This is a genomic window from Ochrobactrum sp. RH2CCR150 (genome assembly GCA_014138095.1).
GTDB lineage: Bacteria > Pseudomonadota > Alphaproteobacteria > Rhizobiales > Rhizobiaceae > Brucella > Brucella gambitense.
In genome coordinates this window covers 65492-88203 of record JACGXE010000013.1, presented here as the reverse complement: position 1 = coordinate 88203, position 22712 = coordinate 65492, and the positions used below count along the sequence as shown (strand labels likewise).

Sequence of the window (22712 nt, the reverse complement as noted above, 5' to 3'; positions counted from 1 at the left end):
GCTTTCGGCGCATCCGAGCCGCCGATCATCGGTCAGCGCAGACCTACGAAACGAGGCTGGACGGGTTAGCAAACGAGGCGATCGTCCGCACCGCGATGATCGATCGACTTCGTCAACGGGGCCGGCGCAACGCGGCCCCGCACGGATCGACCGCGTCGGAAATCTGCTACATCGTCAGCCGGCCTTTTGTTCGGAAAGACATTTGCGACCCGCTGCCATTGCCTTGAAGGTTCCCTCCAGATCGACGACAAAGGCACCCTGAGTTTCCGGAAACACGGTCATCGTGTATTTCTTTGCCACGTCACGTTTGAACGTCGGATCGTCCGTTAAAATGTAGCCGCCGGAATATCCGCCTTTGAGTTGGCCGGCCGTGGTGGTGACCACGCCTTCGTAGAGATGGTTATCTAGGGCAACGAAGATTCGCTTGTTTCCGTTCTGAACGCCTATATCCAATTTTGTGAACACGCCCAGGTACCCGACCGATTTGTCGGCGGCGACTCCCATTTGCACCGCACCTGGACCGAATGTGCTCACGATCAGACAATCGCCGCGTGTTTTATTTGCGTAGATGGTCCAGCCCTTGACGTCCTCTCCATATTTGACCAGGGTATCGCTGGCTTTCGGAAGCGGATTTTCCTGGGCGCAGATTGCCGTCGCCCATGAAAACGCCAGTGCTGTTGCGGCGATGAGTGTCGAAAAATTTCTCATGATTATCCCTCAGATGTAGGCGCTGTTCTTGGAACATGCGTTGGAAGACTGTTGGAGGCGAGGGTGCGTCCCGACTACCGGCACCCTTGCCATGTTGTTCTGGATCAAATGGAACCCTACGGCTTGACCTCCTCGAACTCCCCGGGTCGCCAGGTCTTGTCGAACCAAGGTTCGAGCGGCCCATAAAGCCGAAGCAGCGTGTACCATCCCTTGCCGGGAATGGTCTGAATCCAGTTCGCTTCCTGGCCATCGGGAGCCTTCGGGCCGAAATAGAGCTCGACCGAACCGTCGATGTTCTCGATGAGCTTGTCGCGTCTATTGTTCTTGCTCGGGAAGGTCTGGCCCGTCTGCAGCTCGGAGCGCGTCTGCGGATCGTAAATCACCACGGACCAGAAGTCCTTGGCGGGCGCATTGGCGGGAATGCGAAGCCTGTAGGTCTTCGCGCCATCCAGATAATCGCCGTTGGCGTCGGTTACAGCATATGCGTATTGCGAACCGGCGCCGACCATTTTCTGCACCATGGCCGGGGTGTTCACCGTCGCCTGATAGAAGAAAAGAGTCCTGGCGTCGAGATCGCGACCGCCGTTGCCTTCGTCCCGGAGCCACTGATAGTTGCCGCCCACGAAGGCCGTGCTCCAAGCGCTGTTCGGATAGAGCTGGACCCCGTCGAGACGTGGCCGGAACAACAGCGCGCGGGCGGTTGCGTTACCGACTGCCACCGCTTCGGTGAGCAGTTTCTTCATCCGCTCGTCTGGAGCAAACGGCTTGCCCTTCTCGATGCCGACAGAAGCAAACAGGCCTAGCATTTCACGGTCGAGCATCGAGGTCGGCTCACGTTCGATGACGGTGTGGAGCTCCTCGAAGAAATTGAAGTTGTTTGCGTGGATCGTGTTCCAGGACTTCCGCGATCCGTCGATGAACTCCATCGCTGGCGGGGTATCGCGCTTGGCGAGCGGATAGACCTTCAGCCCATTCTTGAACGACGCCACTGCGGCGTCGGGCTTTCCATCCACCAGGAAGCCGCGCAGGATCAGCCAGTTCACGTAGCTGGTCGACTTCGAGACGAAGTACTTCTGACCCTCGACCTCGGCCTGCGCACCGCCAACGGGCGGATTGAGATCGCCTTTGTAGTCGGGCGGCAGGATCAGGTACTTACCACCCTTGCCGCGATCGAGCCCCGGAGCGCCCATGTCGGCGACGAAGCGGAAAAAGGCATCGTTGACCGTGCCGGGTCCGGAGCCTACCGGAACCTCAATGACCGTCGGTCCCTCCTTCTGCAGATCGAGCATAGCCATGCCATAGACCGTATCGGTGTTGCCGGTCAGGAACAGCGGCGCGGAGTCCAGCAACTGTTCCATAAGGATGACTTTGTTGGACGTGTCGGCGCCCAGTTCCAGTGAGCCGAGCCGAATGCTCTCGATGGAGGCGGCGGGCACGCCGTTCAGGAAGGTTTCGACTCCGCGCATGCGATCGAGATTGTCATAGAGCTTGTCAACCGTGTCCTTGTCCGGCATCCCGTCGAAGAAATTCAGTGTCCCGAGCGGAGTTTCCACCTGATCTGGGGTCATGATGGCTTCGGGAATCTTGTAATTGTAGCCGGGCGTTTTTTCGGCGGCCTGGGCGGACCAGGCGGCCGCACTACCAGTGATCATCAATATCAGCGCGTGGCGCCAAACTCGGCCGACCCACCTCGATGTTATACTCGTCGCTTTTTTCACCTCAAAAGCCCTTTCTTCGCTTCGCTGACCAATTATCAAGTAGGACAAGGTTGTTTGCTTTGAGCACCTTCCTCTTAGGACATCCTTGCCGCACAGAGATTTTTCAAGGAACCGTCTCACCATTATCCACGTCCAATCCAGTTGTTATGATTACGAGAATTGGTTAAGTCATTGAGTTATTATTGGTTTGCTGCGCGCTCCGCAGCCTCCTTGCTCTGGATCATCTGTTGTGCAGCGGCGGCGGCATCCGTGGCACTCCCCTCGACATGCACGGTTGGCACAGCAATCTTGATCCCATTGTCGGCAAAGGCCTTTTTGATCATCATCAGTGCCCGCCGCTTGATTGGGAACTGGGCACCGGGCCTTGTCGTCAGTTTCAACCTGAGTTCGATTGCGAAATCTCCGAAATTCTCGATACCCTGCATTTTGAGCGGCTGGATCGTGTCGGCCGCGAACTCTGAATCCGTGGCGAGCTCCTGACCGATCTTCTTAATAAGCTTGCGCGCCAGATCGACATCGGAATCGTACGTAAGGCGAATGGTCATCTTGTCGATCACCCAGTCACGGCTCATGTTCTGGACTGCACCAAGTTCTCCAAACGGAACCGTGAATACCGGTCCGCGATGGTGGCGAAGTCTCACCGACCGCAGACTGAAGGATTCGACCGTGCCTTTATAGGACCCGCTCTGAATATATTCGCCAACCCGGAACGCGTCATCGAGCATATAAAAGACGCCACTGAGCACGTCCTTTACTAGGGTCTGCGACCCGAAGCCGATAGCCACACCGAACACACCCGCACCGGCAATCAATGGTCCAATTTGCACACCCAGGCCCGAGAGGATCGTAAGCGCAGTAGCCACAGCGATGAATGCCGCCAACACATTCCGGAAGATCGGCAACAACGTTTTGAGCCTTCCGTCCCGGGCGACGTCCTCCGCGGTGCCGCCCAGCTGTCCGGTAAGATGGAGCTTGTAGTCGATCAGTCGCTTGGATAATTGCCAAAGGAAATCGGCGAGAAGCAGGATCACAACAGCGTTCAGCACACCTGACACAACTGTGCCTGCGGTGGCGCTGCCAGCAAGTCTGGCCGCCATAATGTTCCAGACGTAAGCGAGCCATGCCACGGCTCCAGCAATGACTGCTGCCCTTGCTCCTCTCTCTATAACAACATCGAGCACCACGCCGACGGCGCCACCACGTCTGGTCTTTCTAGCAAGCTCCTGCGCGATAATGCCTGCTCCGCGCACAGTGGCCGGCAGAAACAGCACAAGAATACCAAGGCTTACCAGACCAAGCAGACCTGCTACCCAGGCAATCCACAGAACGACAAGACAGAGCGTCAAAATCATGCGTCTGACCAGGGACCCAGATTCGTCTGGTCGGCGCCAAACCACCTCGATTGCAATAGCCAGGATACCCAAGCCTAACACGAATGCCGTGAGCGCCTTTACTTCGTTCGAGAAACCAAGTGCCGGCATCAGACTGACAATGGCCCAGCCAAAAAGGAAGACACCGGCGATCCAGCACGTTCGGGAAAGCCAGAACGATTGCGCCGAACCGCTCGTCGCAATCGGTGCAACTTGTTTTGGCGCGGCGTTGCCAGCTGCGAGGAGAACTATCCCGCGCGCGAGGATGCGGACTGCTCGAAACACTATGAAAGCAATGAGCAACAGCAAGACGACCCTGCGTAGCAGAGGCGCCCAATCGAATGCCAGAAACGTGCCAACACTCGTTATCGCGAAGGTAAGCAGGCAGATCAAATCCGGTAGTACGCCGCCTACCGCTATATCGTCAACTGGGTTACGCGCACGATCAAGCATCCGTCGCGCGATCCATTCAGCACCGAAACCCACGGCGACCAGTACTATCAATAGGCCGATGACCAAACCTGGTTGACCGGCGTTGACGTCGCGGGAGACGATACCCGCAGCGTTGGCGACCTCGCTCGGGATACGGGGGAAGGCGGTAACCAGTGCATTGATCCGGCTGTGAAGTGCGCCCTCCCATTGAGTAACAGCGTCGCTAACCGACGGGCCGCCTTGCAGAGGTGGAGGTACAGCTCTCCCTTCGAGCCAAACCTTCAGCTCCGGGTCGTTTAGCAGTTCGAGGAACTGCTGCGCCTTGGCGGGCGGCAGATCGGGTGCGGCCTGTTGCGCCCAACCGGTGCATCCAAGAGCGGCGAGGGTGATCCATGCGAATAAGGCTGTCAAAGCGAAGCGCAACGGGTTCATTCCTTCAGATCAATTGCGGGTATCGGCATGCAGAAGATGTTTGGTCGTGGAGCTCCGCCGGACGTATTGGGGCGTTTCGTCCGGCGGTGAGATCCAGGTGATTACGGCGAGGCATTGAAACTCACCCTAGATGCTCATTATGCGCGTCACTTAGGACAGACGTCCCAGAAGCCTGTCGTTTTCGCAGGCGACGTGTAGTACCAGCACTGACCTGGCTGCGGTGGGTTGCCTGCGATTGCTGTTGCGGATGCGCCTGCAACGAAACCGATTGCGGCGCCAGCGGCGATCGCACCACCTGGACGCCAATAACGATGTGGTTGGACCACAACGACACCTCGTCGCGCCGCACCATGAGCGGGCCGATGAGTGCCAGTAGCTGCACATCCCCGTGGCCCGCAGGCTGCGGCACCACAGCCCCTGGGGCCGCACGCGGCGACTGCCCGCCGGGCTTCGGCCGGCATCGCTCCAACCAACGGTGCAGCTGTAATAATAAGGACTGCGATCGCGGCAATGGCGTCGCCGAACGCTTTGAAGATTCTCATCGGTTTACTCCCTTTGTTCGAATTGGTGGTTTTGGTCGCGCGGCTGTTCAAATAGGTCTTGCCTCGTGTCACTCGCGAAAGAAGAACGCCAACGGGCGAGGCGTTTCCATCCTTCGAATCCTGCTTGTGCGATGTTGCCCCAGTTGGCGCACCGGCGGGTGTTGGTAAGCGACGAATAGATAGGAGCTCGCTTAATTGCTCCTTCACCCGGAAGGCGCGTTAATGCGGTCTTCATCCAGAGGCTTCGTTTTACAACTTTCATGCCGCCTCTCTAGAAATGTACGGTAAGGCCCAGGATGGGTCCTTGCTGAATGACGTCGAAGATGAAACCGTCGTTGCTGTAGTTGACGCCGAGAGCCCGGTAACCCGCGACCGCAGAAACAGTGTCGTTAAACTTGTAGCCAAACCCCGCCTGTACATCCCAGTCGAGGTTGGCACCACCCGTACCGACGAGACTCCAGCCGGTCAGGTAGATGTTCGGTGTAAAGAAGTAGTTGCCGCGAATGCCCGCTATGGCGTCGACCCAAGTCGCGCCGTCCTTCGCTTCACGTCCACCAAGAAGGCCACCATTGAAACTGACCGTGTTGTTGACTGACCAGATTCGCGTACCGAGGACGACATCAAGATGCCCCGTGGGGTCATCGAGGACTGCGTAGCCGGCGCCGAGCAGTCCTGCAAAAGTCTTCGAAGTGACGTCCACGCTATCGGCAAAGATGCCGTGGCGCGTTGTGGCGACGGCCCCAAGTTGCGTGTAGATAACGTCTCCGACGATGCTATATCGGCCGTATCGCGCTTCTCCTGCCGCCATGAAGGCAAAATCGATATTTTGAAACACATCGCCGAACGACGGGTCTAAATGAACCTCGGGAAGTCCCATTGAGGCGGCATTACCAGAAATTCCTGCCAGCCAGAAGTACGGGGTGATGGTGAACCGCCACCCATCGGGTGTACTTTCAACCTTCGCGTCTGGGGACAGCGACGTCAGGTCGGCTGTGTATCCAAAGTCCGAGAGCAGGAGCGTCAGCGAAATCAAAGCTGCAGACGACAACAAGTTATTCATGCGAGAATCCTTCAGCCGGGTCCCCATGTTGATGGGGACGATACGAGACTGTCCGAAAGCCGAGTGATTAATAAGTAGGTTACTGTTACTTACGCCTGCCCGCGACGAGCGGAGTGGTCACAACGTCGCCCGCAATTTCAGCCGCCCCGCTTGTAGCAACCGCGATCGCATCCCCGACGCCAAGACGGCTATCAGTCAAGGTCTGGCCTTGTGAAATACGCGCTCCGATTAGGCGGACGATCTCGGGGGATTCGGCGAACTTGCCATGGTTGAGACCGTCTGCGACCTTGATCTTCGTGAGGTCGATAACCCTGATCTTGCTGTCTGCGAGCTCTTGCTTGTAGGGAGCCTGTTCCGGATCGATAGATCCCAGCCGGGAGACGCCGCCCCAGACCCGCCGGGAAAAGGCGAGTGCCTTGTCGTCGCGGGAGACGAAGAGAGTGAATTGTGGATGCTGTTTGCCCATGTCGGCAATCTGCTGGCGAAAGACATCGACGTCGACGTCCGGCGCGGCGAGCATCACGTTGCTGAATTTCTCGGGCAAGTGTTTATTGCGGATCGCCATTTGCCGTAATGATTCCAGCGCCAGCCAATTACCCATCGAATGGGCGAGGATCGAGACATCCTTCACTTCTGGGTCCTTGGCCAGATATTGGAAAAGCTGTTCCAATGCGTTGCGAGTGTAGTTGGTGCTTTCCCGGTCGTAACCATATGCGAGCAATTCACCCCTGGATGGCCAAGTCACCAGCACGGGCGCGCTTTTTACGCCTGAATCGTGGACGATCTGGGCGAAGCGGTAGACAGAATCCTCAAAGCGGTTGTTGAACCCGTGGATGAAGACGAGGACGCTCCCGTCCCCATTCTTGCGGACTGATGCGCTCAGCCAGTGCTGCGCCTGCTCACGCGAGATCTCATCGGCCTTCAACGTGGCGAAATCCTTGGCCGGGTTCGACGGCAGCCGTTTGGGCCACGCTACCTCTCCGACCTTGCGGATATCCTCAGGTGGTATCGAGACTGTCAGATCCGCAAAGGATGGTGCGGCGGCGCGTGCTCCGTTGAACATCTCGCCGGGCACAGAAGACCGGGCGCGGGTGGTGGTGATAAGCATATTGACCTTGCTGGCAGTCGGAGCGCTTTCAGCAACGGGAATAATTACGTCTTTGACATGGCTTGCGCAGCCACACAGCGAGCCAATGTAGAACGCGCACGCGACCAACGGTCCGACTCGTATTGCTTCAATCTTTCTCATGCCAAACCGCCTGTGGAAACCTGATTTAGGTCGACGCTACAGAAGGAATGAAAGATTTAAACGTAACCTCTCGTATATTCTGTCGGTTTTTTCTCTCTCAGGGGGCTGAGGAGGAAGCGGTCGACGCTAGCGCGGCAATGTCTGGCTCCGCAGGTACTGGAAGCCCAGCCTTCCGGGCATCAGCGATCAATCGAGCACTGTCCTCCCGGGTAAAGTTCCGTGCCTTAAGTTCGGCGACGATGTTCGGTGCGAAATCTGGACGCATTTGATTGAAAACTGTTGCTTCCCGACGGGCGTCATCAATCAAGCCGGCGTCGACGTAGATTACAGCAGCCACAGCGTGAAACAATGGGAACTTCTGAAGGTCGGCCTGCTTGATGTTCATAACTGCGCGCGCCTTGTCGCGCAGCATGTAGGCGGCCAGGGCTCGGGTGCCTTGATAGTATCCACTGCCGCCAGGATTGAGGGCAAGCGCACGGTCAAGCATCTCAGAGCCGCGTTTCCATTGACCGCTCATCGCTAGGCGTGTGCCGAATTCGCCGAGGAGTTCAGTGTCGTTGGGGTTGATGGACAGGGCCTTTTCTCCGATGCGCAGCGCTTCCGCTACCTGCTGGTTGAAGAAAAGGGACGTCATCAGCGCCTGCTGGCCCCGCACATTGTCTGGTTCGAGCTGAACGGCGTTCCGCGCTGCCTGAAGACTGCGGACGATAGGAGGCGGACCGCCCACCCTAGTGTTGAAACGGAACCGATCTTCGTCGAGATAGATAATCGACAGCATGGCCCAACCGGTGGCGAAGGACGGGAAACGTGAGACTGACGTTTCCAGACAACTGCGCACACGCGCATGCCGCTCTGCACTTAATTCTCCTCGATACTCGTAAAAATTTAGCGCGCATTGACGGGTTCCAAGATCGTTCGGCGGTGGGTTCGCGGCATCGGCTTTCGCCATGATGCCATAAGGCTGTGCAATGGCTGTTGCCACCTTGTTGGCGACGTCAGACTGGATATCGAACAAATCCCCCGACTGTGTGTCGTCGTCGTAGTCCTGCGACCAGAGTATCGTACCATTCTCCGTGTCGAGGACACGCGCCGTGACCCGTATACGGCTGCCCGACATGCGCACGCCGCCTGCTAATAGAAACCGCGCTCCAAGTTCATTCCTGATCTGCGAGATCGCGACGTCGGCCGCCAGGTTTTTCGACGTCTCCCGCCCGAAAACCCTGATTTCCTTAAAGCGGGGAAGAGCCGTCAGAAGCTCTTCTGTCAGTCCGGCCGTATAGAGACCGGCTTGGGGCCCGCCGCCCAGATTCGCGAAAGGGGCTACGACGAGCGTCGGCTCGTCATGGTCGGCCGGGGATAGGCGCGTAAACCCCTGGATGGCAGCGAACAGGCCAACCCCGACGCTTGTGGCAAGCGCAAGTCCAAGGACCGCACTTTTGATACGCCAGTCGATGCGGGGGCGAGAGACTAATATTGCGGGAGCAACGACGGTTCGCGACTGGTCAATGTCAGGCGGTGACCTGACGACCGTGAAGGTCGGCACATAACCACCTTTGGGTATATCGATGCGTATCTGGTCATCGCGACCGGCGGTCAGGTAGTATCGTTCCAGCGCGCGTCGCAGCTTCCCTGCTTCTATCCGGACGACAGGGTCGTCCTGGGTGTATCCCTCGAACCGTTTGAACACCTCGACGGCGATCGTATATCCCTTGATCCGATCACCGCGGCCTTCAAGACTTTCCTGCACGACATATGTGAGGAACGCTGCGCTGCGGCCAACACTGGGAAATTCCGGGCTCGCAAGGATGCGTTCGAGCTGGGCTCTGATCAGGCCGGAATCGAGAGGAGGGTGAGGCGTCGACTGATCGTCGGGTGGTACGGACGCCTGCATAGTCTTTTCCCCACCCCCGTCGAGTAACGCGACTGCCAAGACTACTCTTGTCCAATCCTCCGGACCAATCTACCGTATGTTATGTGCGCCGTCCATAGAGCTAACTCAATGGCGCGATCGATGGATAGTGCTCCGAGGCGTAACTTACAGTTATATACTTGCACTGCTTACTTAAAGGCGCAGGATGAAGGTGGCGCTGTCATTGAAACTGCGCATCAGAGAGATTCAAATGTGCTTTGACGTGAGCTTCGCTAAAAGCCGGTTTCCATTACAAGCAGATGTGATTGACGTCCTCGCACGCCATAACGAGAGCTTTCGTGAGCTTTGCAGCGACTTCGCGACCGCAGACCAGTTGCGTCAAGCATGTCAGGGCGGCTTTGAACCTGGTAACGCGCAACGGCATGCAGAGATGGTAGAACTAGTCGATAGCCTGCGAGCGGAAATCGCAGAGGCTCTCGAAAATGTATCGGTTGTTCCGTTTTGCGGGAAAGGATTGCATCTGTAACAACCATGTGCAGCAAAGCCCGCACATGTCAGAACCGGTTCAGCCATTCAGTGGCTTACATTACGCGCTCTTGCTGGCGGGCAGACCAATGCAGCCTTCCCACTGCTTGCCAAGGTATGCCCGATCTTTCGCGGCGTTTTGGCTCATATTGGGGAAGACGGATGATTTTCGTCGCTGATCGATTACGGTTGTCGCATTTATTCTTCACTGTTGCAGTCAACGCACCCCATCAAAAGTACACCCATCTCCCGTCTGTGCATTTTCATCGGCCGCCCGAGTTTCGTGTTCGGCGCGCCGCTCTTTATGGCGGTTTTCTTCAGAAATATTCCCGAGTTGAATGTCCTGCGCAGCATCGGCCAATCAGCGAGTAAAACTGACCTACATCACGCTGATCCTGTTCGGTTTCTTTGCCACTCGCTTTAACTCGACGGAGTTGGAAAGTCGCGGCAATCGCCTGACCCCGAGTGTTTCCTAGGCGTTGGTGGGGTTAAACACCGAACGCCTGGACGATCGCGCGCCCCTACTTCTTCCCAGGCATTGAATACATACTGCTTGGTGTTGACCATGTTCTCTTTGTCGTTGCAGATTGACAGTCCGCGCAGGCTTCTGCTGATGATAACCACCTTTACTGCCGCGCATCCGATCACCTGCCTGTGCGACGCTCGGCATTGTCCAGGTTCCCCGGGGAGCCCTCATCGCTCTCAGCATCAGGTTCGTCGCGTCAGAAATCATCGGATTCGGGCGGGGTGCCGCTCGTTTTTCAATGTGGTATCCTTGGACAATCAGCTTTGCATTCCATTTTTTGCTGCGTCGGTCGGTTCGGTTTGAGCGGAGCATTGCGCTAGATAGTTCTTCCGCGGAAGGACATGTCTTTGGCGCTCCTTACATTTAAACTTGGCGTGGAAGGGGGCAAATCGCCTTCGTAACGGTCGCTCTTTTGTTAATGGCTGGCGTGATGGCAGTATTGAAAGACATTTGTCGACTTAAGTCACTGCTCGCCTGCCTGATCAGGTCGGTCTCCGCATTCTGGGTCGTGCAACGTATTGTAGGCTTTAGACGTTTCAGATGTAAATGGGAGCCAACCATTTGACCAGCAGCGCCATTTTAAGCGGCAAGCTACGCCACTCTGAGCTAACAACGGGTGCATTGCCGCCTTAATTGCTTTCTCCCTACACAAAGAGCATGATGATTATCATGACAGCAATTGAAACGGGCGCTGTCATTCAGGTTTCGAACGCCTGGCCCGCAACAAAGGAGGACGAAATGTCTTCCATCGCGTTGAATTCCAGAAACATTACTATGATTTCGCGACTTCTAAGGGAGGCTCGCAAACCCGGTGACACACAAGATTTGCGCACTGATGCTGCACGTTATCTGGCACGTCGATTTCAGGAGGGAACACGTGACGAGGGTCGGCTAGAGATCGCCCTGAGACAATTCATCAAGAAACATCGCAGAATAGCAAAAGCCGTTGATCGTTGGGATGACGAAGGCGAGGCGGTAAAAAACGAAAAGTAATGGCCCTTTCATTTCCAAACGCGAGCAGAAGTTTCGATGAGTTTGAGGTGGGCGTGCGATTTGTCGGCTATGATGGAATGACCTCCGTTCCATTTCTAATCGATAAAACCGCCCTGGAGAAAAGTGGCACCATTGCAGCGACGGAATCATCGCTTCTTGCTGCCTTCGACGCCTCACGGAAACTGATATACAATGCTGCTCACGAGGTTTATTCACGGGTTCGGCAAACTTCCTATCGCATCACCGTGGAGGACATGAAGTAGCTTCTTATGCAATGATTGAGCCGATCTGCTGTCGCAATTTAGCCTCAGTTGCTTTGCTCAAATTTAAAGCGCATGGTGCATGTCTCGACAGCTTTTGAAACGGGCGCTGTCGGTTGCGAGTGCATACTCCAGCCCCAATACAAGGAGGACGAAATGTCTTCCAAAATTATCAAGCCCTACTTTGGACCTACCGACTTTCGAATGATGCGTGAAATACTGCGCCGCGCCGGCTATCGGCTTTACGATACAGCAGAAAACCGTGCCGCTCACATATCAGCAGCAAGGCTACTCATTCACGAATTTCAATGTGGACGCTCACCATCGCGAGCGATGTCGCAGCTTTCTCGGCAATATGCACGTGAGAATGTGGAAGTATCTCCAGCGGTGATTTGAACCATCACTGGATTGGTCCGGTATGACAGAATTAGTTAATTCCTCAAAAACAGGAAGTTTTCAAAATGCCCCGTGGTCAGAAAAGAAGTAACCGAGAAATAAGAAAGCCAAAGAAAGATAAGACCAAGGAGAAAACTGCGTCTACAGATGTTGTTGCAGGTCGCTTTCCTACTCCTGCGAATGACTTGATCAAAACCAAGCGGCATTAATTATAGCTGTGTCTCCCACTGTGCTTGGTGAGGAGGCCAGCCCGTATCGGGGTACAATCATGCCAACGTCTACATTTAGTTCAGTAGGCAATTTGTATTGCGAAGGAAAGAACCTGGGTTCTGTTGGCTACAGTATTTCCATACTCACGGAAGGTGAGAAGACGTTTACAAAGGGCGTCTTGTGGGCAAGCATGGATATTCTCCGGCAAGCTTATCTAGGAGATCTTGTTCAGTTATCATCTGAAAAAGGCAACGGTTTGCTGAACGTGGATGTAAGGAACGTCGGAATACATGGAAATGCTGACTTCATTATAGTTGGAAAGCAGACGTTTTAGGACCTCGCATACCAGTACTTAATAGACGTAGGAACCGAGCACCCACGCGACCAATCCGATGTCGATGCATATGATGAGAAACGCGATCAGATACACGCCCAATTTACGATCCAAAGATTTTTGGGCTGACATTTTATCCTCGCTAGATTGATCATGTGTCATTAAGACGATACCAGCCCGATAAGCCACTCATGAAACAGGCCTCTCGATCCCCACTCGAAGTCGCCGTATTTAGCCCTACGTCAGGAAACGAGGATTATCAGCCATGGGCCAACCTCAATCGGAGCCGCTTTCGAGGAGGCCATCGCAAGACCAAGGATTTTGCAGTGACTTGCGGGGCCGTATAGCCACCCTCATTCTCCCAGGCTTCCAGTTCTCTTTGATTAGATTGAGATAGACGTTGGGCGCGGATTGCCAAAAGCATGTCCAGCATCTGCACAGGATCATGGCTTCCGTCGCTGAAAATTTCACAAAGGTGTTTGGCGGCTTCCAGGCGAGCCTCTGGTTTTTCGAACCCCTCGAGCGAATAGCCAGAACGTTGCAAAAAAGCACGAAGCGAAGGAAAATCGTCAGGGCCAAAGTAATGCAAGTGTGAAGCAGAAGACATCGTGCGCGCCCTTCATTTTTTTGGACAGGATGTTGTATTCTCTAAGCAACAGCGCCAATTTCATTTGCTGTGCATAATAAACAGTGCGCCTTTTCGAATTAAATCGCAAGCAGACTTGTGATATTTATTTATATAGAAATAATCTGCTCAAAACTTGTATTAGATAATCATAAGCCGAAGAACATCAACGCGTTGCTTTATACTTTTGCATCTTCTCAATTTCATGAATGAATTTTTCCGCATACTGCGCTGTATTAACGCAATTCTTTTCATTGGAGCCAAGAATATGATGATGCGTGAATACTGCTTTAAGTCGTTCAAGAAATTTGGGTTCAGTTTCGGCTAGATGCCCGATTAGAACCTGAAGTATTTGCTCGTGAGCCAGAACTTTTCGTTCCAGAGCTGTGGTGTCATTCGCCACTGCGTTTACTCCTTGGCAACGATTGGCGCGGCGACCGGGAACGCGAAAAACCGCCGCAAGAACGACGGAGAATGTTCGCAAGCTGCGACCAATCTTTAGATGGAGAAGTCATCTGTTCACGAGCATTTCTGAGATCGCTTCTGCTGGCTGTCGTGTCCTCATCGTGCCATGGACGTACAGAAACAGATTCCAAATTAATGCTACGGATAAGTTGTTTATTCATTATAGCCTCCTCGTTCGGTTTCCCGGCCACATTAAAGCGCCTTGGCAAGTTCGTTGCCGCACGCAGTAGCGAGCGCGGTATTGGGTTGCTGTGCTCCCAATGGTGTTGCCCACCCTGTCTTCTCGATAAAAGTACGGCGAGAGTAAGCTGGGGTGGCCTTAAAATCAGCCAGGATGTTCACAACGGCCGGATCGTTTTTCGATTTTTCAAGGCAGTAAGGCGTTAGGGCAAGCGCCACCCCGTCGGTCATGTTGGATGCAATCAGGCGCTCAGAAGTGCCTTGTGTGACCCAACCGCCGACGGAAAAGCCGATAGCTGTTGCCGCAATAGCACCAACCAATGCTCCGCCGAGTGCGGGCTTTAGCCATTCAAATTTGTTCATGAAGGTATCCGATCTTCAACGATCGAACGCACATAATTATGCGTTGGATTTTCAGTATAGCACCAACGCGATCAACTTTCGCGAGAAATCTTAGAATGTCTTAATTTTAAGTTGTCTTGCGGCTCCGAAGTGGATTTTCGGCCTGCTATACAATTTTCCGAGTCGAGCAGATACCGACGGCATTTGCAGAATACTTATTTCGGTTTGCCCGTTAATGGAACATAGCTGCCGCCAGTTTGTTGTGCTGAAAATGATAAAGGCGTTGGGTGCATGACAGACCGGACAAAACTATACCATTCGGCAAGACGTTTTGCGGCGGGCGTGAGACGCCGTGATCTCCCATCGCAAGCTATAGCAGAGGCATTGAAAGAGGGGTTGAGGGTGACATGCTCCAACAATAATGAAGACACGTTTTCGGAGCTTTTGGCTCGCCTGGACGCCGCAGAGAAAAAAAATAGCAAGTGAATCATGGCTTGATTTTCGTTTCCCTCTAAATAAAATTTGCTCGGCGATGACATATGACTTCCAACCGCGCACCGCGATGCTGCGTGGCTCTTTTTTAAGGGAAATCAGCCTTGCGTGGAGGAAATCACTCCGTTTGCGTCAGGACAGTGAGTTTGCTGCCCCTAAGTCACCTTAATTGTTCGCTTGCTATCCAAGCACTATCCGTCCACCCTTAGTTGTCAGCGATTTGACTGAATACGGGCTCCGCTGGCGCGGGTTGAATTACCCTTGCCCGCAATTTGAAAGGAGGACGCGATGTCTTCCAATATCTGTAATGTCGATTTTCACTCAAACCATCGCATACTAAAGCAGATGATTACTAAAGCTGGCTACCTGACATCCAGAATGAAGCCACTGCCGGGGCCTCATTATAATGAGTCGGTGGTGGTATTGCGGAATTTTATGGCTGGAGTACTGGGCGACATGGAAACGAATGCAGGCCCTCAATCTGATGGCTCGTCCGCTTACGGTACAGCTTAACAATTATCATTTGAGGGAGCCCGCATCGGGCCTCTCAAAAAATAAAACTTCAGTTGTTCTTTCTCTGTAAAAACAACGAAAATATTTTGAAGCTTAGGTATTTTCCCCTCTATAAGGCTATCAAATAATACAAATTGACAAAGATATCTAGAATTGCTAGATGGTGATATCGAAATTTTCTTGATGAGATTTGCTCCCTGTACGATTAGCACCGTGCGCTGAACGAAAACTCCCTTTAAAAAATCGTTTCATCACTGCGTTTATTTAAACGCGGGTATTAATTTTACGTTGAAAGGGGTTCCTATGAACACCGGTACAGTTAAATGGTTTAATGCAGCAAAAGGCTTTGGATTTATTCAGCCTGACAAGGGCGGCTTGGACACATTTGTTCATATTTCTGCAGTTGAGCGCGCAGGTATGCATTCGCTCAATGAAGGCCAGAAGCTCACTTATGATCTTGAACAGGACCGCAAGTCCGGCAAGATGTCGGCCTGCAACCTGCAAGCCGCTTAAACAGCTGATTTTCTTTCCTTTGACCACGGATGTACTGGCACTGTCGAAAGAAATGAGCTTTGAGGCCAAGCATTGCTTGGCCTTTTTTATTTACCTTTAAAAAGGATTGCAACAATTGCCCCAAGATGGCCCCTTACGAAAGATACTCTTTTCAAGCCCATATCTTCCTCTCGGGATTCGGTTGCTTCACGCACCAATAAAGCCGTGCGTACTATTCTAGATGCGGAAGCCGACGAGCGGGTTGCCAAGACGCTCCGCTTGCGAAAACAACGCCATGAGATGGAGAGCATTACGCCGCCACCCTTGAAAAAGGCCGGGCGCAAAAGCAGGTAGCGTTGAGCTTACAAGTTCGCTATGATGCAACCTTATTTCTTGAGCGCGTTCTCGTAGTGCGACAATGCCGACGACGAGCATCAGCGCGTCGGCTGCACCATCATCCAACCCTCCGCGATTTGTAATATTTGACGGATTATTGGGATGATAAGGTTCATGCGCATATATACATGACCGCGAGCTCTTTTTGGTGCTGACCAATGCGGTGTTTTTAGCAAACGTTGGACATGTGCAAAAATATCTGACATACAAGCGGTACGAGAACAAAATAGCAACATCCCTAATTGAGATTTGAAACGATTATGGCCATTAAGTTTACGAGCACTCCTGACCGCCCAGTAGAACCTAAGACTGGCAGGCTCTCAAAAACGAAGAGCAAGACCAATGCGGACAATAATCCGGAGTTGGACCTGAACACCGACGGAAAGTAAAATTAAATGACCAATGCGCGGCTTATCGTGGTTGCGGCATTCGACCGTAATGGAGACGGCGAGTTGGTTCCGGCGTTCGAACCCATGGCATTTGAAACAGAGGGCCGTGCACTACGTGCAGCACAATCGCTGGAGGGCAAACATGTCGGTGTGGTCGCGTGGAGCCGCGAAGCACATCCCGACGTTGGAGAATATGGACCGCCTGCGGTTCTGTTTCAGTGCGGCGATATACCTGACATGGAATAAGGCTTCATGACGCGCCCGGAGGGGGCCGATCTTGTTAGCAAGCCTCTCCGCGAAGAAATTGATCTTGTTCAGATCATATACGTGACTGGCCGTGTCTTCGCTCCGACCTGTAATACTGGTTGTCAGTCACTTTCATAGCGGCGTCTATGGCGGGGATTTCCGCTATGCTCACTGTTAGCGCTGATTAGCACGCCTGGGAACTGCGTTTGCTGGTCATGTGTCGTAAAGTGCCAAGAGTGGACCAGAAAATTGCAGATCAATCGTTACACTTTGTCATCCGTTTTAGCCTATAAGATGATTTATTCCCGATCAGTGGCACCTCACTGCGCAAGTGCGTTCATAGCACTTGCATACCATATGCAAATGCAAAGGCGGAAAAATCAACGATGGACGACGTCCCTGTCGATGGACCGGGCGCTATCTTTGCAACGGTATACTTCCAGTTGTAGTAGCAAAGCCGGTTCGGTGAAGCTACGGGATCATTATAATGATTGGTAAAGAATGGGAGGTGGCAACCTCCGCGCAAATGTGTTAATGTGGGTTTGTGTATTTATATGGAGGCAGCCCATGAGCCGTCTGACAATCGACATAACGGATCAGCAGCATCAAAGCCTTAAGGCATTGGCGGCCTTGCAGGGCAAGACTATTAAACAATACGCCCTCGAACGTCTGTTTCCAGGTGATGCTAATGCCGATCGGGCATGGCAGGAACTTAAAACCGTGCTGGGAAGACGCATCAGCGATGGTCTTGCGGGCAATGTATCTACCAAGAGCATCGGCCAAATTCTGGATGATGAACTGGACGGGAATCGCGCTTGACGGCCTATGTCCTTACGGTAGAGGCGGAAGCGGATATGCGCCATATCATCCGCTACACGCGCAAGCAATGGAGTGATACACAGGTTCGGCGCTATATCGGCAAGCTCGAACGTGGAATTGCCAACCTTGCAGCTGGCCAAGGTACTTTTAAGGATTTGAGCGCACTATTTCCGTTGTTGCGGATGGCGCATTGCGAACATCATTACGTTTTTTGCTTGCCGCGCGAAAGTGCAGCTGCCTTGGTGGTCGCAATTTTTCACGAACGAATGGATCTCATGGCTCGATTGGCAGATCGGCTCAAATTAGCCTGAGCTATGGTGGCTGAATCTTCGGGATCTGTAACCCCGCATTTGCTTTTTTCGAGCCAGGATCAGAAACATCTGGACTGCCTCTGTTTCATGTTCGAAATGCTGTAGCATGATCTGCCCAGTGGTTCCAATTCGACCCCACTGGTGCGTTAGACAAGGCTCCCCGAACAGAGAATAAGAGATATACATGGCATAGTAGCGCGCCATATTTCTGCCTGCATCTGTCCGTTCCACGTAGAGGTGATATTGCTGTGTACTCATTGAACGAAGGTCGCTGAAATCGTTCAAGCTTTCTAACGACAGTTCTGAATCAATCGGCCCTGGTCGGTTCACATTCGTGAACTATTCGCTGCAGATGGACGAAAGTTAAGGGTGACCAGTTTTCCCCGATGGTAAAAATTAACGGCAGAAAGGGGAGGGGCCGTGAGGGATAATCTTGATTTTCACAAGTACGAACAGTTGCACTCGCTCTTGATTGAAGGGGAGGACGCAGTGGCGATGTCAGCTCACGCCCCGGAGCATGCATCTTGGCTTGACGGTATACCAATTGTCCAATTTGTCGCTATTGCATTGGCATGCGGATTTGGAACTGTGGCTCTGATCCGCCGCGTTATTTAAAATCCCCGGCGCTCTTCCCAAAGCCACCGGGGATATGCAGATAAGCTCGGGCACATCGTAATTGCCAGATCTGAATACTTACGCTGACCACCCCGAGATGTTCGCCGGATGCAGACCAAAGGCTTGAAATCTCATAACTCACCTAGACCGTCAAATCGCCGCAGCGACGCAGGCTTCATTATAGGAGGACCAGTTCGTGACACGATACTTCTGTCGACGAATCTCGTTACGCCGATCAGAATTGAATTTATGGGCATCACCGTAGCCTGACAACATAAATTGCTACGGACCATAAACTCAGAAGAAATTCGTGCAACAACACCGTTGATAATATGGTCCCCGCCTAGCGCACGCACACGTAGCGGCACATGCCATCGATTGAACGATCCGAGAGGCACAAGATCAAAGCACGTCCACTGCCTGTCTGCCACTTGATTGAGGGATGCGTGCAATAACCTTGATCTCAAAATCGAAGCCGGCAAGCCAGTTGACACCGACAGCGGTCCAGTTTGGATAGGGAGGTTCACCAATCTCTTCCGCTCGAACGGCCAGCACCGTTTCAAACTGTTCGTCCGGGTTCGTGTGGAAAGTGGTAAGATCAACAACGTCGTCGAAACTACATCCCGCGGCCGCCAGGACCCCGCGCAGATTGGCGAAGGCCCGTCGAACCTGATCCTCGAATATCGGCTCGGGCGAACCGTTCTCCCGGCTTCCAACCTGACCTGACACGAAGAGCAGATCGCCGGAGCGAATGGCTGCGGAGTATCGATGAACATCATACAAGGCATGACGATTGGCCGGGAATATAGCGTCACGTGTTGGCATCTCATAAATCCTTCTGTCTTTGAATGCGCGGATATGAGGCAGAAATAGAACATTGTCATTGTGCATATTAGTCATTGAAATCGGCATGAATTGATGCAAAATACCCATTAATGTCCCAGCCATCACTCAATGATCTGACCGCCTTTGTGGCCGTTGCTACGCATCGCAGCTTCCGCCGCGCAGCAGATGAGATCGGCACTGCGCCTTCCACATTGAGCCACGCGATGCGCGCACTCGAGGAACGAATGGGCGTGCGCCTTCTGAACCGCACCACAAGAAGCGTCTCGCCGACGGAAGCCGGTTTCCTGCTGCTCGACCGCCTTCAGCCAGCGCTCGCATCGCTTGATGATGCGCTAGACAGCGTAGCGGGGTTCCGGGGCAATGTAGCAGGAACGGTCCGTATCAACGCACCGCGATTAGTGGCCGGGTTTCTCGTCCGCGAAATTCTTCCACAGATGGCGGAACGCCATCCGGACGTAACCCTGGATATCGTCGTCGACGGGCGGCTCATCGATATTGTGTCCCGCGGGTTCGATGCCGGCGTGCGTCTCTTTGAGTCGATCCCAAAGGACATGATCACTGTGCCGTTGGGGCACCCGCTGGCCTTCGTCTGTGTCGCATCGCCGGCCTACCTCGATCGCTTCGGCGAGCCGGAAACGCCCGACGAATTGCAACGCCATCATTGCGTTGGTCACCGTATGCCGAGCGGCAAGCTGTACGGATGGGAGTTCGAACGGGGCGGCCAGGAACTGGTCATCAGCACAAGCGGTCCCGTCGTCCTCGATGACGAGGAACTGATGGTCGACGCTGCAATAAAAGGTCTTGGCATCGGCTATGTGGCGGATTGGGCCGCCGAGCCGGCCTTATTCGACGGCCGGTTGCGAAAGGTGTTGGCCCGGTGGATGCACACTCCGGAAGACGTCGCGATCTACTATCCCGGACATCGAGCCGTTCCATTGGCGCTGCGAGCTTTTCTCGATGTTGTCAAGGAATTCCGAAGGAATCAGCTCTAGCAGGCTGCGAACATAATCCCTGATCGGGAACTGTTTCCTTTATCTGGGTGAGCTTGCCCGATGTCATGCCCGCTGGCGCGGGCGATGCGCGCCAGCGGCCTATTTCTGCCTCATGCAGTGAGCAAACAGAGGGACTGGCGAAGTTGTTGGTGGCCATCGTTACGATGAAGCGGGATCGGACCCGTTCTAGGCCGCGATAGACGGTCTGAGTCATGCCGCCGACTGTCTTGGCCCAGCTGAAGGCTTCCTCGATCCGCTTGTTTTGTTTCAGGGACCAAGCCCTTTGCCGGGTGGTGTGGCGGTCGATTGCTGAATAACACGCCTTCTGTGCGATATGCGGTGTGACGCAGCCTTGGCGCAGATGGGCAACGCTAGCCGATCCCGTCTGCCCTGCCAGTTTCATTCTGGCGCGTAACTCTCTGACAGGAACGATGCGCTGGCCTCGAAGGCCTGCATTCTGTTCTTCTCCATGAGTACCAGATGTGTGGCTTCGCCAATCTCGACCCAACGCCGGTATGGCGCGCCCGTCAGCTTCTGAAAGATGGAAAGTGCAAGATCGATCGTGACGTCGATATCCCATTCGCCATGCACCAGAAGAGTTGGGGCGGCAATTCGAGCCGGGTCATAAAAAGGCCGGCCCTGTCGCCAGTAGTCTCGGATGTCTTGGATAGGGCCGTTGGAGGCTCGAAGACGATCTGGCGACTTTCCGCTACTCCACGGATCTTCGGCGAGTGTCGCCTCAGCCCAAGTCTCAAACCATCCCTCAGGTACCAAGCTATCCCGCGCATGTTCAGGTGCAGTCGAAAGCCAGCGCGCCTTCGTTTCGCGGACCGGAACAAGTCGGTAGGCGTCCAATTCTCCGCCCGTGTCGATTGGAATATGCTTGTCGCTCAGCCATTGCGGCGCGAGCAGCGCGAGCTTGACGACTTTCTCGGGGTTGTTCGCAGAGAACGCACCAGCGACGGTCCCGCCCCAAGACATACCAAAAATGTTCACACGGTCCAGCCCGCGATGCCGCAAAACGAAATCAACCGCATGGCCGAGATCAACAACCCCGGTTTCAGTTTTAACCACAGGTGTCGAGAGGGCTCCATCCTGCTCCATCTCAGGCGGTCGAGTAGAGTGTCCATAGCCTCGCACGTCGACGGCAAAGACGTCAAAACCGCGAGCCGCGAGAAAGTCCATGTAGGACATACCCCCAAGTCGAACGTCATACAGACTGCCTGAGGAAAAGGTTGCACCGTGCACCATGACGATGGTCCTTTCCGGACCGAACCGTTCAACCCCGCGGCGCCGCTTATTGCGCAAGTATAGGGCGATGCCGGGTGTATCGCAGGCGATGTGATAGTCCTCGAACAGGATTTCTTCGAGGTCGATTGTGTTGTGTGACATGATCGCTTCCTTTCAAGCGTAGGACCAAGTGTAGCCGTGATCCGCACGCGTCACGTAACCAGCGGACGAACCCGCAAAGTGAGTTGCACAGTAGAGCGCGTGATTGTCTGCGAGTGTACGGAGGATCTTCTCTCGTGAGGCGGTTGCATCCTCGGGGAACTCGCAGAAGACCGTGTTGAGGTGTGGCTTGAGGACCTGGATAGGGTGGTGGAGCACATCGCCTCCAAAGATCGCCGTTTCATTTCCCGATGTCAGTTGGATTGACATATGTCCGATGCTATGGCCCCGGGTCGGGATAAACTTGAAATTATCAAGATAATCTGCGCCATCCGGTCCGATGAAGTCCACGAGGCCGGCCTCGATTACAGGAAGAACGCTGTCTTCGAACACGCCACGGCTCGGAATATTTACGTCGTTATGACTGGCGGTGCTGCCGTAGTATTCGGCCTCTTTTCGTGGAAACACATAGCGGGCGTTCGGAAACGTAGGTACCCAGCGTCCATTGTCCAGCACTGTGTTCCAACCCGAATGGTCTACGTGGAGATGGGTGTTGAACACGTAGTCAACGTCAGCCGGGTTCACGCCGGCCTCATCCCGGAGCCGTTCCAAAAACGGAATATCCTGCTCATGAAAAAGAGGATTGAGCGGGCGTTGCTTGTGATTGCCGGAGCCGGTATCAATTAGCACAAGGTGGCGGGGAGTGCGGACCACCCAAGTATGGACACTTTGTACCAGATCATCTCGGTTGTCCTCGAGGTCTTCCGTGGCGAGGCGTGCCGCGATACCCTCGAAATCTTCTGGTTTTGCGGTTGGGTAAACGAAGCTTTTTGGAACATTCTGAAGCGGTTGCTCCAGGACTTTCTGGATTGTCACTTCACCGATACGGTGGACCTTATGCAGGAGTGTCATATTACCTCCAATTGAACGGGTGTGTTTGTCGCCGCAGAAGCTGGACTTTAATGTCGGAAAAGG

At 53.9% G+C, this 22712-nt stretch carries 24 protein-coding genes and 1 pseudogene; 10 read left to right on the top strand and 15 right to left on the bottom strand.

Going from position 1 to position 22712, the window contains the following annotated elements:
• Positions 1 to 174 precede the first annotated feature (174 nt).
• The 7 genes from FHW03_RS20855 to FHW03_RS20830 form a co-directional block, all read right to left on the bottom strand.
• Entirely contained in the window at positions 175 to 708 is a 534-nt protein-coding gene (locus tag FHW03_RS20855; protein ID WP_182522372.1) for a hypothetical protein, read from the bottom strand.
• A gap of 116 nt (positions 709 to 824) precedes the next feature.
• On the bottom strand, positions 825 to 2360 hold the full coding sequence (locus FHW03_RS20850) for a DUF1254 domain-containing protein (RefSeq protein WP_377515352.1): 1536 nt from the start codon (positions 2358 to 2360) through the stop codon (positions 825 to 827).
• Positions 2361 to 2605: 245 nt separating this feature from the next.
• Complete coding sequence (locus FHW03_RS20845) at positions 2606 to 4660, bottom strand: mechanosensitive ion channel family protein (RefSeq protein ID WP_182522370.1); 2055 nt, start codon at positions 4658 to 4660, stop codon at positions 2606 to 2608.
• 146 nt (positions 4661 to 4806) lie between these two features.
• Positions 4807 to 5202 (bottom strand): hypothetical protein, encoded by a 396-nt coding sequence (locus FHW03_RS26100; RefSeq protein ID WP_377515350.1) that lies wholly within the window; start codon positions 5200 to 5202, stop codon positions 4807 to 4809.
• A 271-nt stretch (positions 5203 to 5473) separates the two neighbouring features.
• The gene (locus FHW03_RS20840) at positions 5474 to 6262 is read right to left on the bottom strand and encodes a hypothetical protein (protein WP_182522369.1); all 789 of its coding nucleotides are present in this window, start codon (positions 6260 to 6262) and stop codon (positions 5474 to 5476) included.
• A gap of 85 nt (positions 6263 to 6347) precedes the next feature.
• The gene (locus tag FHW03_RS20835) at positions 6348 to 7511 is read right to left on the bottom strand and encodes an alpha/beta hydrolase (RefSeq protein WP_182522368.1); all 1164 of its coding nucleotides are present in this window, start codon (positions 7509 to 7511) and stop codon (positions 6348 to 6350) included.
• A 97-nt stretch (positions 7512 to 7608) separates the two neighbouring features.
• Entirely contained in the window at positions 7609 to 9402 is a 1794-nt protein-coding gene (locus tag FHW03_RS20830; RefSeq protein ID WP_377515348.1) for an adenylate cyclase, read from the bottom strand.
• 184 nt (positions 9403 to 9586) lie between these two features.
• On the opposite strand from FHW03_RS20830, the gene FHW03_RS20825 reads away from it, so the two are divergent.
• The 4 genes from FHW03_RS20825 (at position 9587) to FHW03_RS20810 (ending at position 12081) form a co-directional block, all read left to right on the top strand.
• A complete protein-coding gene (locus FHW03_RS20825; RefSeq protein WP_377515346.1) occupies positions 9587 to 9907 on the top strand; it encodes a hypothetical protein in 321 nt (106 codons plus the stop codon).
• 1194 nt (positions 9908 to 11101) lie between these two features.
• On the top strand, positions 11102 to 11425 hold the full coding sequence (locus tag FHW03_RS20820) for a hypothetical protein (protein ID WP_182522367.1): 324 nt from the start codon (positions 11102 to 11104) through the stop codon (positions 11423 to 11425).
• On the top strand, positions 11425 to 11688 hold the full coding sequence (locus FHW03_RS20815; RefSeq protein WP_182522366.1) for a DUF1488 domain-containing protein: 264 nt from the start codon (positions 11425 to 11427) through the stop codon (positions 11686 to 11688). Before FHW03_RS20820 ends, FHW03_RS20815 begins: the two co-directional genes overlap by 1 nt.
• A gap of 153 nt (positions 11689 to 11841) precedes the next feature.
• Entirely contained in the window at positions 11842 to 12081 is a 240-nt protein-coding gene (locus FHW03_RS20810) for a hypothetical protein (RefSeq protein WP_182522365.1), read from the top strand.
• Positions 12082 to 12884: 803 nt separating this feature from the next.
• Here the strand turns inward: FHW03_RS20810 and FHW03_RS20805 are convergent.
• From FHW03_RS20805 to FHW03_RS20795, 3 genes are all read right to left on the bottom strand, one after another.
• Positions 12885 to 13232, bottom strand: a complete 348-nt coding sequence (locus FHW03_RS20805) for a hypothetical protein (RefSeq protein ID WP_182522364.1) — start codon at positions 13230 to 13232, stop codon at positions 12885 to 12887.
• A gap of 184 nt (positions 13233 to 13416) precedes the next feature.
• Entirely contained in the window at positions 13417 to 13653 is a 237-nt protein-coding gene (locus tag FHW03_RS20800) for a hypothetical protein (RefSeq protein ID WP_182522363.1), read from the bottom strand.
• Positions 13654 to 13907: 254 nt separating this feature from the next.
• Positions 13908 to 14258 (bottom strand): hypothetical protein, encoded by a 351-nt coding sequence (locus FHW03_RS20795; RefSeq protein WP_182522362.1) that lies wholly within the window; start codon positions 14256 to 14258, stop codon positions 13908 to 13910.
• Positions 14259 to 15017: 759 nt separating this feature from the next.
• On the opposite strand from FHW03_RS20795, the gene FHW03_RS20790 reads away from it, so the two are divergent.
• The 5 genes from FHW03_RS20790 (at position 15018) to FHW03_RS20770 (ending at position 17895) form a co-directional block, all read left to right on the top strand.
• On the top strand, positions 15018 to 15242 hold the full coding sequence (locus tag FHW03_RS20790; protein WP_182522361.1) for a hypothetical protein: 225 nt from the start codon (positions 15018 to 15020) through the stop codon (positions 15240 to 15242).
• A 303-nt stretch (positions 15243 to 15545) separates the two neighbouring features.
• Positions 15546 to 15755 (top strand): cold-shock protein, encoded by a 210-nt coding sequence (locus FHW03_RS20785; RefSeq protein ID WP_182522360.1) that lies wholly within the window; start codon positions 15546 to 15548, stop codon positions 15753 to 15755.
• A 770-nt stretch (positions 15756 to 16525) separates the two neighbouring features.
• Positions 16526 to 16765, top strand: coding sequence for a hypothetical protein (locus FHW03_RS20780; protein WP_182522359.1), 240 nt, complete (start codon positions 16526 to 16528; stop codon positions 16763 to 16765).
• Positions 16766 to 17332: 567 nt separating this feature from the next.
• On the top strand, positions 17333 to 17584 hold the full coding sequence (locus FHW03_RS20775) for an antitoxin (RefSeq protein ID WP_182522358.1): 252 nt from the start codon (positions 17333 to 17335) through the stop codon (positions 17582 to 17584).
• The gene (locus tag FHW03_RS20770; RefSeq protein ID WP_182522357.1) at positions 17581 to 17895 is read left to right on the top strand and encodes a type II toxin-antitoxin system RelE/ParE family toxin; all 315 of its coding nucleotides are present in this window, start codon (positions 17581 to 17583) and stop codon (positions 17893 to 17895) included. Before FHW03_RS20775 ends, FHW03_RS20770 begins: the two co-directional genes overlap by 4 nt.
• Here the strand turns inward: FHW03_RS20770 and FHW03_RS20765 are convergent.
• Positions 17887 to 18153 carry a WGR domain-containing protein gene (locus tag FHW03_RS20765; protein WP_182522390.1) on the bottom strand — a complete coding sequence of 89 codons (267 nt, stop codon included), beginning with the start codon at positions 18151 to 18153 and terminating at the stop codon, positions 17887 to 17889. The two genes, FHW03_RS20770 and FHW03_RS20765, sit on opposite strands and share 9 nt — an antisense overlap.
• A gap of 759 nt (positions 18154 to 18912) precedes the next feature.
• Positions 18913 to 19335 carry a RidA family protein gene (locus FHW03_RS20760; RefSeq protein ID WP_182522356.1) on the bottom strand — a complete coding sequence of 141 codons (423 nt, stop codon included), beginning with the start codon at positions 19333 to 19335 and terminating at the stop codon, positions 18913 to 18915.
• 110 nt (positions 19336 to 19445) lie between these two features.
• Here FHW03_RS20760 and FHW03_RS20755 point away from each other — a divergent pair, with 110 nt between their 5' ends.
• Entirely contained in the window at positions 19446 to 20348 is a 903-nt protein-coding gene (locus FHW03_RS20755; protein WP_182522355.1) for a LysR family transcriptional regulator, read from the top strand.
• A 136-nt stretch (positions 20349 to 20484) separates the two neighbouring features.
• On the opposite strand, the pseudogene FHW03_RS26095 reads toward FHW03_RS20755, so the two are convergent.
• From FHW03_RS26095 to FHW03_RS20740, 3 genes and pseudogenes are all read right to left on the bottom strand, one after another.
• Positions 20485 to 20718, bottom strand: a pseudogene (locus tag FHW03_RS26095) (transposase); the annotation flags it as partial.
• A gap of 29 nt (positions 20719 to 20747) precedes the next feature.
• Complete coding sequence (locus tag FHW03_RS20745; RefSeq protein WP_182522353.1) at positions 20748 to 21740, bottom strand: alpha/beta fold hydrolase; 993 nt, start codon at positions 21738 to 21740, stop codon at positions 20748 to 20750.
• Positions 21741 to 21752: 12 nt separating this feature from the next.
• Positions 21753 to 22649 (bottom strand): MBL fold metallo-hydrolase, encoded by an 897-nt coding sequence (locus FHW03_RS20740; protein WP_182522352.1) that lies wholly within the window; start codon positions 22647 to 22649, stop codon positions 21753 to 21755.
• Between the last annotated feature and the right edge of the window lie 63 nt (positions 22650 to 22712).

Coding starts and splice junctions, on each gene's coding strand:
- FHW03_RS20855 (WP_182522372.1), bottom strand. CDS start 708: ATGAGAAATTTTTCGACACTCATCGCCGCAACAGCACTGGCGTTTTCA.
- FHW03_RS20850 (WP_377515352.1), bottom strand. CDS start 2,360: ATGATCACTGGTAGTGCGGCCGCCTGGTCCGCCCAGGCCGCCGAAAAA.
- FHW03_RS20845 (WP_182522370.1), bottom strand. CDS start 4,660: ATGAACCCGTTGCGCTTCGCTTTGACAGCCTTATTCGCATGGATCACC.
- FHW03_RS26100 (WP_377515350.1), bottom strand. CDS start 5,202: ATGAGAATCTTCAAAGCGTTCGGCGACGCCATTGCCGCGATCGCAGTC.
- FHW03_RS20840 (WP_182522369.1), bottom strand. CDS start 6,262: ATGAATAACTTGTTGTCGTCTGCAGCTTTGATTTCGCTGACGCTCCTG.
- FHW03_RS20835 (WP_182522368.1), bottom strand. CDS start 7,511: ATGAGAAAGATTGAAGCAATACGAGTCGGACCGTTGGTCGCGTGCGCG.
- FHW03_RS20830 (WP_377515348.1), bottom strand. CDS start 9,402: ATGCAGGCGTCCGTACCACCCGACGATCAGTCGACGCCTCACCCTCCT.
- FHW03_RS20825 (WP_377515346.1), top strand. CDS start 9,587: ATGAAGGTGGCGCTGTCATTGAAACTGCGCATCAGAGAGATTCAAATG.
- FHW03_RS20820 (WP_182522367.1), top strand. CDS start 11,102: ATGACAGCAATTGAAACGGGCGCTGTCATTCAGGTTTCGAACGCCTGG.
- FHW03_RS20815 (WP_182522366.1), top strand. CDS start 11,425: ATGGCCCTTTCATTTCCAAACGCGAGCAGAAGTTTCGATGAGTTTGAG.
- FHW03_RS20810 (WP_182522365.1), top strand. CDS start 11,842: ATGTCTTCCAAAATTATCAAGCCCTACTTTGGACCTACCGACTTTCGA.
- FHW03_RS20805 (WP_182522364.1), bottom strand. CDS start 13,232: ATGTCTTCTGCTTCACACTTGCATTACTTTGGCCCTGACGATTTTCCT.
- FHW03_RS20795 (WP_182522362.1), bottom strand. CDS start 14,258: ATGAACAAATTTGAATGGCTAAAGCCCGCACTCGGCGGAGCATTGGTT.
- FHW03_RS20790 (WP_182522361.1), top strand. CDS start 15,018: ATGTCTTCCAATATCTGTAATGTCGATTTTCACTCAAACCATCGCATA.
- FHW03_RS20785 (WP_182522360.1), top strand. CDS start 15,546: ATGAACACCGGTACAGTTAAATGGTTTAATGCAGCAAAAGGCTTTGGA.
- FHW03_RS20780 (WP_182522359.1), top strand. CDS start 16,526: ATGACCAATGCGCGGCTTATCGTGGTTGCGGCATTCGACCGTAATGGA.
- FHW03_RS20775 (WP_182522358.1), top strand. CDS start 17,333: ATGAGCCGTCTGACAATCGACATAACGGATCAGCAGCATCAAAGCCTT.
- FHW03_RS20765 (WP_182522390.1), bottom strand. CDS start 18,153: ATGAGTACACAGCAATATCACCTCTACGTGGAACGGACAGATGCAGGC.
- FHW03_RS20760 (WP_182522356.1), bottom strand. CDS start 19,335: ATGCCAACACGTGACGCTATATTCCCGGCCAATCGTCATGCCTTGTAT.
- FHW03_RS20755 (WP_182522355.1), top strand. CDS start 19,446: ATGTCCCAGCCATCACTCAATGATCTGACCGCCTTTGTGGCCGTTGCT.
- FHW03_RS20745 (WP_182522353.1), bottom strand. CDS start 21,740: ATGTCACACAACACAATCGACCTCGAAGAAATCCTGTTCGAGGACTAT.
- FHW03_RS20740 (WP_182522352.1), bottom strand. CDS start 22,649: ATGACACTCCTGCATAAGGTCCACCGTATCGGTGAAGTGACAATCCAG.